Annotated in this window: 14 protein-coding genes; 10 read left to right on the forward strand and 4 right to left on the reverse strand. The window is 60.2% G+C overall.

All coding sequences use genetic code 11. The features are described from left to right. Positions 1-89: 89 nt before the first annotated feature. Positions 90-1,568: a glycoside hydrolase family 10 protein gene (locus tag ACIREA_RS00725; RefSeq protein WP_397379551.1), complete on the reverse strand. Its 1,479-nt coding sequence runs from the start codon at positions 1,566-1,568 to the stop codon at positions 90-92. 72 nt (positions 1,569-1,640) lie between these two features. Here ACIREA_RS00725 and ACIREA_RS00730 point away from each other — a divergent pair, with 72 nt between their 5' ends. Then, complete coding sequence (locus tag ACIREA_RS00730) at positions 1,641-2,759, forward strand: SMP-30/gluconolactonase/LRE family protein (RefSeq protein ID WP_397379553.1); 1,119 nt, start codon at positions 1,641-1,643, stop codon at positions 2,757-2,759. A gap of 28 nt (positions 2,760-2,787) precedes the next feature. Then, complete coding sequence (locus tag ACIREA_RS00735) at positions 2,788-3,630, forward strand: hypothetical protein (protein WP_397379554.1); 843 nt, start codon at positions 2,788-2,790, stop codon at positions 3,628-3,630. Here the strand turns inward: ACIREA_RS00735 and ACIREA_RS00740 are convergent. Beyond that, the gene (locus tag ACIREA_RS00740) at positions 3,614-4,156 is read right to left on the reverse strand and encodes a flavoprotein (RefSeq protein WP_397379556.1); all 543 of its coding nucleotides are present in this window, start codon (positions 4,154-4,156) and stop codon (positions 3,614-3,616) included. The genes ACIREA_RS00735 and ACIREA_RS00740 overlap by 17 nt on opposite strands. 105 nt (positions 4,157-4,261) lie before the next feature. On the opposite strand from ACIREA_RS00740, the gene nrdR reads away from it, so the two are divergent. The 4 genes from nrdR to ACIREA_RS00760 all read left to right on the forward strand — a co-directional run bounded on the left by nrdR (position 4,262) and on the right by ACIREA_RS00760 (position 7,346). Continuing rightward, positions 4,262-4,750, forward strand: coding sequence for a transcriptional regulator NrdR (gene nrdR / locus ACIREA_RS00745; RefSeq protein WP_397379558.1), 489 nt, complete (start codon positions 4,262-4,264; stop codon positions 4,748-4,750). A gap of 6 nt (positions 4,751-4,756) precedes the next feature. Beyond that, positions 4,757-5,110 carry a histidine triad nucleotide-binding protein gene (locus tag ACIREA_RS00750; protein WP_397379560.1) on the forward strand — a complete coding sequence of 118 codons (354 nt, stop codon included), beginning with the start codon at positions 4,757-4,759 and terminating at the stop codon, positions 5,108-5,110. Between the two features lie 44 nt (positions 5,111-5,154). Further along, a complete protein-coding gene (locus tag ACIREA_RS00755; RefSeq protein ID WP_397379562.1) occupies positions 5,155-5,580 on the forward strand; it encodes a hypothetical protein in 426 nt (141 codons plus the stop codon). A 74-nt stretch (positions 5,581-5,654) separates the two neighbouring features. After that, entirely contained in the window at positions 5,655-7,346 is a 1,692-nt protein-coding gene (locus ACIREA_RS00760; RefSeq protein WP_397379564.1) for an ArnT family glycosyltransferase, read from the forward strand. Here ACIREA_RS00760 and ACIREA_RS00765 read toward each other — a convergent pair. Continuing rightward, the gene (locus ACIREA_RS00765; protein ID WP_397379566.1) at positions 7,336-8,127 is read right to left on the reverse strand and encodes a phosphatase PAP2 family protein; all 792 of its coding nucleotides are present in this window, start codon (positions 8,125-8,127) and stop codon (positions 7,336-7,338) included. The two genes, ACIREA_RS00760 and ACIREA_RS00765, sit on opposite strands and share 11 nt — an antisense overlap. A 148-nt stretch (positions 8,128-8,275) precedes the next feature. On the opposite strand from ACIREA_RS00765, the gene ACIREA_RS00770 reads away from it, so the two are divergent. The 4 genes from ACIREA_RS00770 to ACIREA_RS00785 all read left to right on the forward strand — a co-directional run bounded on the left by ACIREA_RS00770 (position 8,276) and on the right by ACIREA_RS00785 (position 11,959). Beyond that, on the forward strand, positions 8,276-9,463 hold the full coding sequence (locus ACIREA_RS00770; protein WP_397379568.1) for a DUF3419 family protein: 1,188 nt from the start codon (positions 8,276-8,278) through the stop codon (positions 9,461-9,463). Continuing rightward, positions 9,463-10,107, forward strand: a complete 645-nt coding sequence (locus ACIREA_RS00775) for a class I SAM-dependent methyltransferase (protein WP_397379570.1) — start codon at positions 9,463-9,465, stop codon at positions 10,105-10,107. Before ACIREA_RS00770 ends, ACIREA_RS00775 begins: the two co-directional genes overlap by 1 nt. 71 nt (positions 10,108-10,178) lie before the next feature. After that, positions 10,179-10,619 (forward strand): DUF3592 domain-containing protein, encoded by a 441-nt coding sequence (locus tag ACIREA_RS00780; RefSeq protein WP_397379572.1) that lies wholly within the window; start codon positions 10,179-10,181, stop codon positions 10,617-10,619. Then, positions 10,616-11,959, forward strand: coding sequence for an O-antigen ligase family protein (locus ACIREA_RS00785; protein ID WP_397379574.1), 1,344 nt, complete (start codon positions 10,616-10,618; stop codon positions 11,957-11,959). The genes ACIREA_RS00780 and ACIREA_RS00785 overlap by 4 nt, the downstream gene beginning before the upstream one ends. Positions 11,960-12,202: 243 nt before the next feature. On the opposite strand, the gene ACIREA_RS00790 is transcribed toward ACIREA_RS00785, so the two are convergent. Continuing rightward, positions 12,203-13,778, reverse strand: a 1,576-nt coding sequence (locus ACIREA_RS00790) for a sulfatase-like hydrolase/transferase (RefSeq protein WP_397379576.1), incomplete at its 5' end; no start/stop codon positions are given.

Below are 13,778 nucleotides of genomic sequence, written 5' to 3' on the forward strand. Positions count from 1 at the left end.
TTGGACATTTTTTTAGACATCTTACTTGGAGCAGTATTTCCCATGCCACGTGCTCGTTTACTTCAAGCACAGGCGCTGGATTCGCTCCATCATTTCACCACGACTCCCGCCTCACCCATCTCCCAGCCAAGGCCGCCTGCACGAATGGCCACGGCGGTGGCATTGTCCGGCCATGGAGCGCTGAGCTGGTCTTTGAAGTAGGTTTCCCAAGTGATCCATTTGCCATTGATCTGCGCCTGCATCACCCACCAGCGCGTGGCGCTCATCCAGCGTATATCGCTGTGCTGCCAGGCGACGGTGAGTTTACCACCGGGGATGATTTTACCGACCACAGGTGCCGGCAACTGCGACTGACTGAGCCATGGCGATGCAGGAGGAATGGCATGCGAGGTGTAAGCGCGCTCCTTCGTGTAAGTGCCGAGCTTGCCGAGGTCCTTGTGCAGGGAGCCGAAGTTCCAGTGAAAGTGGCCGGGTGTCATTTTCAGACCGCGCTCACGCAGCACGCTCATCTGGTGGAGAATCTCGCCCGCATTGCGGTCATCGCCGACCTTGGAAGAATTCATGCCGGGCCAGATGTGGCGGCCCTGCGTGTTCTGCTCCAGCCACCAGTCGTAGTAGGTGATGAAGCCGAGCTTGGGCCGGTCGATGGTCCAGTAGAGCTGCGGCGTGAGGTAATCCACCCAGCCCTGCTGCAGCCATTTGCGTGAGTCCGCGCCGAGATCTTCAAAGGGATCCAGCCCACCACCGGTGCCTTCAGGAAAATTGGGCCGCCACAAACCGAAGGGGCTGATGCCAAACTTCACGTATCGCTTCTCCGCCTTGATGCCCTCGTAGATGAGGCGCACGGTCTCATCGACATTCTGCCGCCGCCAGGCCGTGAGCTCCAGCGTGCCGCCGGTCGCTTTGTAGCGCGCAAACGTTTCGCTGTCGGGGAACTCGATCTTCTTCTTGGCCGCATCCGTGAGCGGATACGGATAAAAGTAATCGTCGATGTGAATGCCATCCAAATCGTAGCGCCGTGTGACGTCCATGATCACCGCGATGGCTTGGGCGCGCACCTCGGGAATGCCGGGGTCCATCCAAGTATCAGGGCCGTATTTCATCGTCCACTCGGGATGCCTGCGAACGATGTGACCCGCGCTGGGCGTGCGTTTTTCACCCGCAAGGGCACGAAACGGATTGAACCACGCATGCAGCTCCATGCCGTGCTTGTGCGCTTCCTTCACCGCAAACTCCAGAGGGTCCCACAAAGGCGAGGGGGCCACGCCCATCTGCCCCGTGAGGAAAGGCGACCAGGGTTCAATCTGCGAGGGATACATGGCATCGCCCGCCGGGCGCACCTGGAAGATGAGGGCGTTCAGGCCCACGTCCGCCGCCGACTCGATGAGCGTCTTCAACTGCTCCTTTTGCTTGGCCACCGGCAGCCCCGGCTCGCTGGGCCAGTTGATGTTGTGGACTGTCGCCAGCCACGATCCACGCAGCTCCCGCGCCGGCAGCGGCACGCTGGTCTGGGCGTGCAGCGTGACGGTGAGCAGCAAAAAAATCGGGAGCAGGGGAGGCAAACGCATGTGCCTCAAGAGAACGCTGCGGGAACAATGTGTCGCTGAATTTTTCCATCCCATGCCGTATTGATTCACCGCATGTCTTTCCGCCATCTCTCCAGCCTCGCACTTGCGCTCCTCCTGGCCTCCTGCTCATCCCTGTGCTCGCCCGTCGTTCCCGGTGCCACACCCAAGGACCATGGTGCCATCGGCGCGACGGAAGGCCCGGCGTGGCATGATGGCTCGCTCTATTTCACCGATGGCAAGCACATCAACCGCATGGGGCCGGATGGCAAGACGACGGTCTTCCGCCACAACGCCTCCAATGGGTTGCTCTTTGACAAGGAGGGTCGCCTCATCGCGTGCGAGTCCGGCATGCGCCGCGTCACGCGTACAGAGAAGGATGGGAGCATCACGGTAATGGCGGACCGTTTTGAGGGGAAGCGCTTCAATTCGCCCAACGACCTCTGCATGGACTCGAAAGGACGGATTTATTTTACTGACCCGAGGTATGGATCGCGGGAGGGGATGGAGATTCGAGATACTGATCTTGTTCGTAACCCTGTTACTCCTGGCAAGACCGATATCAAGGCACCGGATCTGCCTTCTTGGCATGACTCGACTGATCTCAGCAGGACAAAGTTTTATACGGTTCCCAAGTCTCATCTGCACGAATTGCCTGATCAGCATCCATTGCTGGAAGGCGTTTATCGTATCAACCGCCAGGCCAAATTACCGGATGGTGCTTGTTCCTTTGCTCATGACATCCCCAACGTCACGCGCATCCATTGCGATGGAGCTGAACGCCCCAACGGCATCCTCATCTCACCGGACGACCGCTACCTCTACATCGCCGACAACAATAACAACACCCACGGCGGTTCGCGGAAGATACTGCGCTACTCGCTCGACCAAAATGGCGACGTCAAACCCGGTTCACGCAAAGTCATCTTCGACTGGAAAGACGGTCGCGGCCCGGATGGCATGAAGATGGACAGCGCAGGCCGCATCTACGTTGCCGCAGGTACGAACAAGCCCACCGAGTTCGAAAACACGAGCTTCAAGGCAGGCTGCTACATTCTTTCTCCTTCAGGACGACTGCTCGACTTCATCCCCGTCGGTCCTGATGAGTGCTGCAACTGCGCTTTCGGCGGCAAGGACGGCAAGACGCTCTTTATCACCTCAGGCAGCCATCTGTGGAGCCTGCCGCTGCGCTGAGCCGCGCCTCATTGAACTCAAGACCTCCATGAAAACCGCCATCTTCTTCTGCCTCTTCGCTGCAGGTTTGTGCGCGGCGGAACTGCCTGACATCCGCAGCATTCCGCCAGATCTTGAAGTACCCGCTCTGAGCGCAGGCCCGCCTGCCGCTGGCAAGCGCGTCAAAGTGGGACTGCATGTGCTCTATCTGCCGACCGATTGGAAACCGGACGCAAAGATGCCCGTGATCGTCGAACTCGCCGGCAATGGCCGCTACACCAACAAATTCGGGGATGTCAGCACCGGCCTGCCCGAAGGCAGCAATCTCGGCTACGGCCTCTCCGCCGGTCACGGCTTCATCTGGCTGTGCTCGCCGTATCTGAATGCGAAAGGCGATGCCATAGCCATCAAGTGGTGGGGCGATGCGCCGACGTATGATCCGCAGCCGACGCTGAAATACCTGCGCGAAACCGTGAAGTCCGTCTGCCATGACTTCGGTGGCGATGAGTCAAAAGTCGTGCTGTGCGGCTTCTCGCGCGGAGCCATCGCCTGCAACTATCTGGGCCTCTACGATGATGAGACAGCCAGCCTCTGGTGCGGATTTCTTTCCTACAGCCATTACGACGGCGTCAAAACCTGGCCCTATCCCCATTCAGATCACGAATCGGCCCTGACCCGCCTGAAACGTCTCGGCAACCGCCCCCAGTTCATCTGCGGCGAAGGATCGAATGCCCAAGAAACCGAAGCCTACCTGCGTCCGCTGCTGCCCAAGGCCGATCTGACCTTCCTGAGCACCGGCTTCCGCAATCACAACGATGCGTGGACCCTGCGGCCCAGCCCTGTGCGTGAAAAGGCCCGCGAGTGGCTTCAAAGAGTCACTTCTTCTCGCTGAGCACCGTTGCCACGGCCGCGAGGATGGTTTCCACCTCCGCCAGCCGCCCGACACCTTCATACCCGCAGGCGAGCATGCCGGAGGCGGGTTCGACGAACTGCGCACCGAATCCGCGCAGGGTTTCGACGTTCTTTTGCGTGGCAGGGTGCTGCCACATCTTGCCGTTCATGGCGGGGGCGATCAAAATCGGGGCACGGGTGGCCAGAGCGATGGCGGTGAGGGCATCGTGGGCAAAGCCATTGGCCATGGAGGCCAGAATATTCGCTGTGGCGGGGGCGATCAGGAGCAAATCGGCCTCGTCGGCGAGCTGAATGTGCCCGGGCTGCCAGCCTTCCTTTTCGGCAAACAGGTCGGTGATGACCGGGTTTTTAGACAGCGTTCCCAGCGTGAGGGGCGTAACAAATTCCAGCGCCGATTTCGTCAGCACGCAGGTCACCCCATGGCCGGCCTTGCTAAGCTGGCTGGCGAGGTCCGCCGCCTTGTAGGCTGCGATGGAACCGGTGACGCCGAGGATGATGCGGGACATAAACCCACGATAAACGCGAAAATCCGCCCGCAAAGCCCGAACTACGATGGTGCTTGCCATCCTGCCCCCGAGAAAGCACATTCCCTCCCCCTACCCCCCGACTGAATGCGTTGCCCCAAATGTGGAAGCTCCCAGGATAAAGTCATCGACTCCCGCGAGGCGCGGGAAGGGCATGCCATCCGCCGCCGCAGGGAATGCATGAAGTGCGATTTCCGCTTCACGACCTATGAAATCGTGGAGCGCGAGGAACTGCGCGTGGTGAAGCGCAACGGCGCCCGCGAGAACTTCAACCGCGACAAGCTGCTGGGCGGCGTGCGCAAATCCTGTGAAAAGCGCCCGGTGAAGATGGAGCAGCTGGAGCAGCTGGTGGATGACATCGCCAACGAGCTGGAAGAGGAAGGCTACCGCGAAATCCCCAGCACGGTGATCGGCGCGAAGGTGATGCGCCGTCTGGAGGCGATCGATCACGTGGCCTACGTGCGCTATGCCTCGGTGTACCGCCAGTTTGAGGACGTGGGCGAGTTCATCGACGAGATCAAGAGCCTCGGCGAGCGCCGTCCGCGCGATGGCAAGCAGCCGGAACTTTTCCGTTAATCCGCCATGAGTGAGAAGACCATTTTTCAAAAGATCATCGACCGTGAGATCCCTGCCCCGCTCGTCTATGAGGACGATTTGGTGGCCGCCTTCAATGATGTCAATCCGCAGGCTCCGATCCATGTCTTGATCGTGCCGAAGAAGCTGATTCCGCGCGTCGGCGAAGCCGTGGCGGAAGATCAGGCCACGCTGGGCGCGCTGCTGCTCGCTGCGGGGAAAATCGCCGACAAGCTGGGCATCAAAGACCGCAGCAAGGGCTTCCGCCTGGTGATCAATCACGGCAAGGATGCGGGGGAGTCCGTACCCCACCTGCACGTGCATATGCTGGCAGGGCGCAGCCTGGAATGGCCGCCGGGCTGATTTTTTTGCAACTTTGGACCGTCCCGGTTGTTTTCGTTACCATCATGGAACCCCTCTCGCCTCAAGACCCCATCGCCAAGCTGCTGGCCCAAGCCCGCGCGGTCGAGGTGCGCACCAATTTCGCCCAAAACGTGGTGCGTGCCGCCCGCCAGACCCCACAGGATCGCGGCTGGCTCGCAGCTTTGCGCACCTGGTGGGAAGATGTCTCGTTTGCGGCCCCTGCGGCCAAGTGGGCTTTCGCCACGGTCACCGTGGCCACCCTCGCTTTGGCGCTCGTGATTTTCCAGACTCAGCCTGCGGCGGAGACCCAGCTTGCCAAACAGGAAACTCCCGTGATGGCCGCCCCTGATCTGCCACTGCTCGCTGCGGCAGAGACTCCGTGGGAGGCGACCTTTGACACGCAGGCTCTGCTGGCGGTGGATGACACATCCCAGCTCACGGACAGCGAGATCGGCTTCCTGCTGTATTAATCGGCGGGTGCCCATGTGACGAAAACGTCGGAACTTGCTGACGGACGAAGTGTGCGCTGATGCCAAATGGCGTGATGGGTTTGTCCACCACGCCATTTTGGAATGATCAACGCTGCCGCCAGCATGGCTGGTGGGTGCTGCTGGTGCTCGCTCTTCTCCTGTATCTTCCGGGAACTGCCACGATCCCACTCATGGACCGCGACGAGCCGCGCTTTGCCCACGCCACGGTGGAAATGATGGATCGGGAGAGCTGGACGATCCCCTATTTCAATGGGGCGTATCGTTTCGACAAACCGCCCCTGACCTACTGGTGGATGCGGCTGCACTACGTGCTGCTAGGGGTGAACGAGCTGGCGGCGCGGCTGCACAGCATCGTCGCCGTTTATTTGACCGCTCTCGTTGTGGCGGGCATGGCGCGGAAACTGACGCAAAATGCCAGCGCAGGCTTGGTGGCGGGCGCGGCCTGGCTCACCAGCCTGCAATCGCTGGTACATGGCCGCTTATGCGTGGCGGACATGCCAATGATCCTGCTGGTGGCGCTGGCATGCCGGGCTCTGCTGGAGCTGCTGACAGAGCCGACGCTACGGCGGTGGAACGGCTGGTTTTGGTGCCTGTGGCTGTCTCTTGGCGCTGGGTTTCTGGCCAAGGGGCCCATCGCGTGGTTTGTACCCGCGCTGGCTCTCGTGCTGTGGCGCTGGGTGTTTTGGAAGAAGGCGCTGCCGTGGGGCAGGCTGCAGGCGGTGCCCGGCCTGTGCATCGCTGTAGCAATGGTGGCGGCCTGGGGCATTCCAGCTTTGATCGAAACAAACGGTGCTTTCTGGAAGACCGGCATGGGCGAGCATGTGGTGAAACGCGGCACGGACGTATTCAATGGCCGCAAATTTGTCCCCGGCTTCTACCTCCTCACCACCTGGCTCAGTCTCTTTCCCTGGATAGGTTTTGCACTGCCGGTGTGGCGCAGCCTGCGCGCCAATTGGACAGCGCAGACGTCGTTTCTAGCCGCGTGGTTTCTCGCGCCTCAGCTCATCTTCTTTTTCTATGCCACGCAACTGCCGCACTACGTGATGCCGGGTTATCCGGCGTTCATCGTGCTGCTGGCGCTGGCATGGCAAAACCGCAGGCACGAAATCCCCGCAGTGGCGAAATGGCTGTCGCTGGGGCTCGGGATTCTAATAGCAGGCGGCTGGATGTTTGCGATGCAGATCCAGCAAGGCAGCATCCGGGATCTTATGGCCAGCGCACTGTGGGTTCTGACCTGTGTTCTGGCCGTGGGAGGTGCCGCAGTCTGCGTGGTGTGGAAACAAGGCATGACGCGCCGCACTATCGGGCTCGTCTACCTGACGGTGGTGCTGACCAGCCTGAGTCTCGCGCTGCTCGGTCAGCAGTTGCGAGCGACTTCCGTGCCAGTGCGTGTCGCCGAGCAACTCGGCACACTGCCATCTGACATGACGCTGCATGGCTGCGGCTATACCGAGCCCAGCCTGGTGTTTTACACGAACCATCTGTGGGAGTTCACGGATGATGTGAATGAGGCGAAGCGGCTGCTTCAGCAAACCGGCTCTGTCGCTGTGGTGGTACTCAAACGCGAGTGGACGCTGGACCGCTGGTTCAAAGGACTGCTGGGAACGGCACCGAAAGGAACAGCCGCCAAGGATTTCACGGCGAGCTTGCAGATTGAATCGGCAGGGGTGCAGAGTCAGAGGATCGAAGGCTTCAACGTGGCACGCTTCAGCTGGGCGGAGGTGCAGCTCTTGATCAAACGCTAGATGCTGCACGTCGCATGCGGCGCACCGTGAGGCCAAGTGGAACACCGAAAGCGAATGCCAGCAGCACGGAGGTCAATACATCGCTGGGATGATGGCAGTTGTTCTGCATGCGTGACCATGCGACGCCGCCGGACACCACAAGCAACGGAACACCTGCCGGTGGAAATGCGACGGCCAGCGGCACGCAGGCACCAAACGAAGTCGCCGTGTGAGCGCTGGGAAACGATTGTTTGCGGGCGCTCAAGGTGGGCCCATAAAATCCGGCCGCCACGTTGCTGCCCGGTCGCGCGCGTCCGGTGGAAACACGAATCACATTGACCAGACCGCCGGTGAGCACGGTGCCCATCACGGCAGCGAGAGTCAGCCGCCGGAAGAAGGGCGAACGCCGCACAAACGCAAAGCAGGTGAGCGTGGCGAAGACGAACATGTTGAACCCTGCCAGATCGCCCCAGTAACTCAGCCAACGCGCGATGCTGCGGATGCGCTCGGATTCCACCGAATCTCCCACATGCCGCACCTGCGCCAGCAAGGCGAGATCCTGCGGCATGAGCCATGCAATCAGTGCAACACTCAGCAGCACGAAGCCCAGCAGCTTCCAGCGGTTGGCCGCCAGCATGGCTTTGGCGCTTCGAAAGAGGCACACCACATCCGCCCACCAGCAGGCCAGAAGGGGGCGTGCCTGAAAATCAAAACCCGCAGGCAGCCACGACGCCGAGGCTTCTGTGGCAAGCTCATCCCAAGACGCTGCATACGGTGGCAGCAGGCCGTGTTTTTTTTCCATCGCCACCAATGAAACCGCGATTGGCCAAATGCCCAGCGCATGGATGGAAACGAATTCGTTGCGCTCTGATTGTGTGACGAAACAAACACACTCGCCTGCTGGCTCATTGTCACATTTCGCGTGAACAAATGCCTACTCCATCGCGAACATGCTCAAAGAGTCCCCACCCCGCCGTCCGGTTCAAATGTTGAAATCGGCTCATGACCTGGTTTTCCGCCATGTTCACAATTCCAACCTCATCTACAACACCGCATGGGAGGATCCGCGACTCGACCGTCAGTTGATGCAGCTCGATGCAAACAGCCGCGTGGTCATGATCACCAGCGCCGGCTGCAACGCACTCGACTACCTGCTGGACAATCCGGCGGAGATCCATGCGGTGGACATGAACTACCGGCAGAATGCACTGCTGGAGCTCAAGCAGGCGCTCATCCGCCAGGGCAACTTTGAAGAGTTGTTTGAGATGTTCGGTTTCGGCTCCCATGCCGAGTACGCTTTTGTTTATGACCGCGTGCGCAAAACGCTGTCCGAACCTGCACGGAAGTTCTGGGACAAACGCATCAGCTTCTTCAATCCCACGAGTCTGAAGAAGTCGTTCTATTACCACGGCACCTCGGGCATCGCCGCGTATGTGATGGGCAATGCGCTCTTCAAGCTCCGCCCGAATGTGAAGAACTTCGCCACCTGCCTGCTGGATGCCCGCTCCTTGGAGGAGCAGCGCGATGCGTATGAACTCTTCGAACGCGAAATCTGGGGTCCGTTCAGCAACTGGCTGCTGCGCCAGCCCACGCTGATGACGCTGCTGGGCGTGCCGCGTCCGCAGATCAAACTGATCCAAGACTCCTATCCCGGCGGGCTCACCGATTATGTGAAGGACAAGCTGCGCCATGTCTTCACGGAGTTGCCGATCAGCGACAACTACTTCTGGCGCGTGTACATGACCGGCTCCTACACGCTGGGCTGCTGCCCGAATTATCTGAAGCAGGAAAACCAGCCTGCGTTGAAGTCACGCGTGGACCGCCTGAAGAGCTACACCACCACGCTCTCGGGCTTCCTGCGCGAGTATCCCGGCCAGTACACGCACTTTGTGCTGCTGGATCATCAGGACTGGCTCGCGGCCCATGACACCGAAGCTCTGCGGGATGAATGGGAGCTGATCCTCGCCAACAGCGCCCCCGGCGCTAAAATTTTGATGCGCTCGGCGGGTGTGAACCTCGACTTTGTGCCTGACTCGATTCGCTCACGCGTGCGCTTCTTCCCGGAACGCACCGAAGCCCTGCATCAGCTGGATCGCGTGGGCACCTATGGCAGCCTGCACTTTGCGGAGGTGCTGTGATGAGCACCACTGCAGACACATCCTCATCCGCCCACCGCACCGGTGCCGCGCTGGAACGCTACTACCAGTTCCATTCGCGTATCTATGATGCCACGCGCTGGAGCTTTCTGTTTGGACGCGAGGAAGTCCTGCTGCGTGCCGCCTGTGTGACAAATCCGCAGCGCATTCTGGAAGTCGGCTGCGGCACCGGACGCAATCTTCCAGGCCTGCGCCGGCGCTTTCCACAGGCCCACATCACGGGCGTGGATCTTTCCGAACAGATGCTGGCCATTGCCGCAAAGAAAGTGCGTGATGACAAGACCACGCTGCTGCGCCGCTCCTACTCGGCACCCATACATGAAGACGGGAAGCGTTTTGATCTGGTGGTGTTTTCGTACGCCTTGTCCATGTTCAATCCCGGCTGGGAAAAGGCGATCGATGCGGCGTGGGAGGATCTTGCCGAAGGTGGCTGCATCGCCGTGGTGGATTTCTCCGATTCTTACTTCTCATGGTTTCGGAACTGGATGGGCGTGAACCATGTGCGCATGGAAGGCCACCTGTGGCCGTATCTGAGCGGGAAGTTTGCACCCCTGCTCGATGAGCGTTTTGCCGCTTACGGTGGCGTCTGGAACTACGGCATCTTCATTGGCCGGAAGCAGGCCTGAGTGTGGCGATAGTGTTTCGTGCAGTTCGGTGAACTGCTCACATTTTGGGGTGCTTCAAGCCACTTCATCTCATGACCCACATCGTACTTCTCGGTGCCGTTTTCGCGCTGTTTGCCTTCATCTATTTTCTCCGTCGCTTCAGCACTGCATGGTCGATGCGTAACTGGCGGCGCACCGAGGGCCGCGTGGTGATGGCGGAAATGCGGCGCGGAAAACAGAAAACCCCGGACGGCTGCCTGCTGTACGACCCGGTGCTGCGCTACTCCTACACCGTGGGCGGACATACCTTTGAAGGCAGCCGCTTCACCCATCAGGCCGTGAGCAACGCGGCCGGCCGGACCACGCAGTTCATCACCCGGCTCACACAGGGCGCGGAGGTGCCGGTGTATTACCATCCTCGCAATCCTGAGGAGGCCGTGGTGCAGCCGCTTGCCTGGCAGGGGTCAGCGATGGCCGCTCTTATATGTGCGCTGTTGCTGATCATGCTGGCCGCCGTACTCTGGTTCTCGTGAAAAGCCTGACACCTGCCTTCATCAACGAATGCGCAACGCATGAGTTGCGACGCTCCATGGCCGGAATGTGGGCGGGACAAATCGCCGTGACCGGCTTTGTCGCAGGTCATTCCTGCCTGCCTAATATTTGGGTGCATCTCGGGTGGTTGTTGATCGCAGGATTGCCTGCGCTGGCATTGACAGACTGGACGCCGCACCTCAGGCGCTGGCAGACGGATGTCGGCGCGCTTGCAGTCATCTCCTTCCTGCTGTGGATGACGGTGCGCTCCTGCATCCAGATACCCTTCGTGCCAGATCGTACCCTGGATGAAATCATGCGTGGCATCGTCGGCGTCAGCCTGCTGGTGATGTTCTGCGCGCTCGTCTGGCAGCAGGCGCAAAGCCGTGAATCCCTGCACGTTCTGGGCTGGGTGACGGGCATGACGAGTGCTCTCGCCGCGCTGATCAGCATCCTGCTTTTGTATTTCGTGCTTCCTCATCATGAGGCTGGAGAGCGGCTCATGAATCTGCTCGTGCACGGCGGGCTCAATCCGGTCTGCACGGGATTGATCTTCGGCTTCGCCGCGCTGTGGCTCGCGGCTTTGATGGAGCAAGAAGCCACGCCTTTGCCACGCCGGATCGCCTGGGCCGCCATCGCGCTGCTGCATTTTGCGGCGTTTCTTTCCGGCAGTCGTGGTGCCATGCTGGCACTGGCATGCGGCCATGCAGTGCTGCTGTCAGCACGCGGCTGGCGGCGTGGCAGGATGGTGCTCTTTGTGTTCGTCCTGACAGGAGCGGTCTATTTCACCAGCGCCCCTCTGTTTGCACACATTTCGCAATGGCGCTCTGAACCGGCGGCTGTCACCACCTCTGCGCCCGGCATCACCCATCATTTTCAAAAGGCGGTCGAACGTGGCGACAACAACCGCCTCGATATCTATCGCGCAGGATGGCATGCGATGGACAACCTCTGGCTCGGCACCGGTCAGTGGGGAGTGTGCGGGATCTGGCAATGCGAGCTGCAGGCCAAAGCCGACATCTTTATGATGTCGCATCTGCACAGCGCCTTTCTGGCCACCTTCGTACATGGTGGGATCATAGGTGCGGCACTGCTGCTGCTGGTGCTCGGCCATGGAATCAAGCGCGCGTGTCGACTGGCTGTTCAAGGCGATGCCACGTGGATCGCGCTGCTGGCGTTTGGCTGCGGCGGCTTGCTGTTTGACGGCGAATCCCTGGCCTCGCTGGCAACTGCGCCGCGTTTTGAGGGACTGCTGTTCTGGCTGCCGCTGACGGTCGCGCTGGCACGTGGCTCCGTTCTATCACGATCCGCTGAAAACAGGTCTGTCTCTGAGGGCTTTTGAAAAAGGGGCATGCGATGAACCCGCAGCCCACGATGAGACGAAGTCTTCCACAGACACGCACAGCGCGTCCCTACCATCCAGAGCAGCGCGTGCCGCAGGGCGGGTAGGGAACCGCTGTGCGGGTCCGAAACTTCGGGTCTGTAGCTTCGCGGGCGGTCAAAAAGGTGCGCCGTCCTTGCAACGTGGAAAGGCAGGATATGCGGGCAGTTGCCGCGATGAACTCCTTTTCAACTGCTGATGGTATTACTTCACCACCCGCAGATTCCTGAACCCGGCGACACCATCGAACACGATCATGTTGAGCTGTTCTTTGGCCTCGGCGATCACGGGATGTTTGCCTGTCGCCGTCACTCCTGCGATTTGAGCGGTCACCTGATCTCCTTTGAAGGTGATGCGCAGTGTCTGCCAGTCTTCGGCATTGAGTTTGATCTTCTGCCGGGCCAGCGGCTCGGTCTGGCTCTTGTCCTGACCTTGGTCGGGATTCTTGGTGATTTCGAGCACCGTGCTGCTGACGACGATGCGGAAGGAATGTTTGCCAGCCGTGTGAATGCGCAGCGAATGACGCCCTGCGGTGTGCAGTTTCATGTCGTATTCCAGCGTGCCGTCCGTGATCGGCAACGGGCCGGTTAATGTGGCACCTTGCTCCTCGGTCTTCGGCGCGGGATTCCAGAGGGCATTATCATGCACCTGCCAGGCTCCTCGGGTGAGCGTCCAGGGTTTGGTGGGAAGCACGGTGAAATCATGCCAGACCAGATCCTTGCCCATCAACGTCGGGAGCCCAGCCTGCGACTTTTTCTCAACGATGGGCGGCAGTTCACGGCTGTAGCCGCCATCGCGATAGCGATTCACCAGGGCGCTCAGTTCCTTCACCACCTCAGGATTCTGCGCACTGACATCCTTGGTCTCGGCAGGGTCTTCCTTCACATTGTAAAGTTGCGGTTTGAACTGTGTCGCATGGGCTTTGCGTGCTCCGAGTTTGATGTCGCTGACCGGAATGCCTTCGATCCATTTCCACGGCCCCTTGCGAATCGCGAAGACGCCGTCGGAGCTGTGGATGAACATGTGATCGCGTGTGGAGGCGGCGTCCTTGGTGCCGATGAAGGCAGGCAGCGCGTTGAAGCTGTCTTCTGCACCGGTGGCGGCAGCGGGGAGTTTTTCACCGACGATGGCCGCCGTTGTGGCCAGGATATCAGCGAGGCTGATCATGTCGCTGCACTCGGTACCCGCCGGGATCTTCGCGGGCCAGCGGGTGATGAAGGGCACTTTGAAGCCCCCTTCCCAGACGTCGTGTTTGCCGCCGCGGAGACCGGCATTCACTTTGAGCCCGGCTTTGAAAGCCTGCGTCTGCACGGTGTCACGCGTGGGAGTGTACACGCCGCCGTTGTCGCTGGTGAAAATGACGAGCGTATCTTGCGCGATGCCTTTGTCATCCAGCGCTTTCAAAACACCGCCCACACTGCGGTCGAGCTCGAGAATCCAGTCACCGTAAGGTCCGGCCTTGCTCTGCCCGGCGATGTCCTTCTCGGGTGTGACAGGATTGTGCACCGCGACCGGCGTGTAGTAGAGAAAGAACGGCGTGCCCTTCTTCTGCTGCGTGATCCACTCGGCCGCCTTGGTGGTGAGCAGCGGCATGACGCGTTCATTCACACGACGCGGCGCATCGAGATCAAGGAAGGTCGCCTTGCCGCCTTCCGTGTCTTCGGAGCCGTAGGTGGCTTTGAAATTCGGATCGTCAGAATCGGGGCCGTGCAGTTTCATGCCAGCAGGAATTTTGCCGGTGCGCAGGCCATAGACGAAGCGGTTCTCCACAAACACCCCG

The sequence above is a fragment of the Prosthecobacter sp. genome (assembly GCF_044373815.1).
Taxonomy (GTDB): domain Bacteria; phylum Verrucomicrobiota; class Verrucomicrobiia; order Verrucomicrobiales; family Verrucomicrobiaceae; genus Prosthecobacter.

What these genes read in the sequence shown, in the direction of transcription:
- ACIREA_RS00725 (WP_397379551.1), bottom strand. Translation starts at nt 1,568, where the DNA reads ATGCGTTTGCCTCCCCTGCTCCCGATTTTTTTGCTGCTCACCGTCACG.
- ACIREA_RS00730 (WP_397379553.1), top strand. Translation starts at nt 1,641, where the DNA reads ATGTCTTTCCGCCATCTCTCCAGCCTCGCACTTGCGCTCCTCCTGGCC.
- ACIREA_RS00735 (WP_397379554.1), top strand. Translation starts at nt 2,788, where the DNA reads ATGAAAACCGCCATCTTCTTCTGCCTCTTCGCTGCAGGTTTGTGCGCG.
- ACIREA_RS00740 (WP_397379556.1), bottom strand. Translation starts at nt 4,156, where the DNA reads ATGTCCCGCATCATCCTCGGCGTCACCGGTTCCATCGCAGCCTACAAG.
- nrdR (WP_397379558.1), top strand. Translation starts at nt 4,262, where the DNA reads ATGCGTTGCCCCAAATGTGGAAGCTCCCAGGATAAAGTCATCGACTCC.
- ACIREA_RS00750 (WP_397379560.1), top strand. Translation starts at nt 4,757, where the DNA reads ATGAGTGAGAAGACCATTTTTCAAAAGATCATCGACCGTGAGATCCCT.
- ACIREA_RS00755 (WP_397379562.1), top strand. Translation starts at nt 5,155, where the DNA reads ATGGAACCCCTCTCGCCTCAAGACCCCATCGCCAAGCTGCTGGCCCAA.
- ACIREA_RS00760 (WP_397379564.1), top strand. Translation starts at nt 5,655, where the DNA reads ATGGGTTTGTCCACCACGCCATTTTGGAATGATCAACGCTGCCGCCAG.
- ACIREA_RS00765 (WP_397379566.1), bottom strand. Translation starts at nt 8,127, where the DNA reads ATGGAAAAAAAACACGGCCTGCTGCCACCGTATGCAGCGTCTTGGGAT.
- ACIREA_RS00770 (WP_397379568.1), top strand. Translation starts at nt 8,276, where the DNA reads ATGCTCAAAGAGTCCCCACCCCGCCGTCCGGTTCAAATGTTGAAATCG.
- ACIREA_RS00775 (WP_397379570.1), top strand. Translation starts at nt 9,463, where the DNA reads ATGAGCACCACTGCAGACACATCCTCATCCGCCCACCGCACCGGTGCC.
- ACIREA_RS00780 (WP_397379572.1), top strand. Translation starts at nt 10,179, where the DNA reads ATGACCCACATCGTACTTCTCGGTGCCGTTTTCGCGCTGTTTGCCTTC.